General features: G+C 40.4%; 1 protein-coding gene. It reads right to left on the reverse strand.

Translation table 11 applies throughout. The features are described from left to right. Positions 1-1,006: EF-Tu/IF-2/RF-3 family GTPase (locus tag AB5935_RS28360; protein WP_368328151.1), on the reverse strand; the 1,006-nt coding region annotated here is incomplete at both ends.

A 1,006-nucleotide genomic window follows, 5' to 3' on the forward strand; every position in this document is an offset into this window, starting at 1 on the left:
ACATTCTACCTTGAATTCACGTTTCAAACGGTCAATGATAATATCCAAGTGAAGCTCACCCATACCAGAAATAACTGTCTGACCTGTCTGTTCGTCTGTTTTCACAGTAAATGTCGGGTCTTCTTCAGCCAATTTAGCCAAACCGTTAGACAGTTTATCCATATCTTTCTGAGTCTTAGGCTCTACAGCGATACCGATAACCGGTTCCGGGAAGTCCATAGATTCGAGCACGATCGGAGCATTTTCATCACACAAAGTATCACCAGTGTGAATATCTTTAAAACCTACACCTGCACCAATATCACCAGCACCAATTACTTCAACTGGATTCTGCTTGTTAGAGTGCATCTGGAACAGACGAGAAACACGTTCTTTCTTACCAGAGCGAGAGTTGTAGATATAAGAACCTGCTTCAATCTTACCTGAATAGACACGGAAGAAAGTCAAACGACCTACATACGGGTCAGTTGCGATCTTAAACGCCAAAGCTGATGTTTTTTCATCATCACTTGGTTTACGATCTTCTTCAGCTCCTGTATTAGGATTTGTACCTATTACATTCTCTGTATCAAGTGGAGAAGGTAAGAAAGCACAAACATAATCAAGCAATGTCTGAACGCCCTTGTTCTTGAAAGAAGATCCACAAAGCATAGGAACTACAGCCATCTGAACTGTTGCATTACGAAGAGCTCTCAACACTTCTTCTTCAGTAATAGTAGAAGGATCATCGAAATATTTCTCCATCAAAGCATCATCAAATTCAGCAACTTTTTCAAGCATCTTATCTCTCCACTCATTGGCTTCATCGATAAGATTAGCAGGGATTTCCTCTACTGTATAATCTGCTCCCATTGTTTCATCATGCCAATAGATAGCTTTCATTTTGATAAGATCAACAAGACCTTTGAAAGATTCTTCAGCACCGATAGGAACAACAATAGGACATGGATTAGCTCCAAGAACATCCTTCATCTGGCGAACTACTTCAAAGAAGTCAGCACCAGAA

The organism is Phocaeicola sp. RTP21198st1_B8_RTP21198_201120, from assembly GCF_040929485.1.
Taxonomy (GTDB): Bacteria; Bacteroidota; Bacteroidia; order Bacteroidales; family Bacteroidaceae; genus Phocaeicola; species Phocaeicola dorei.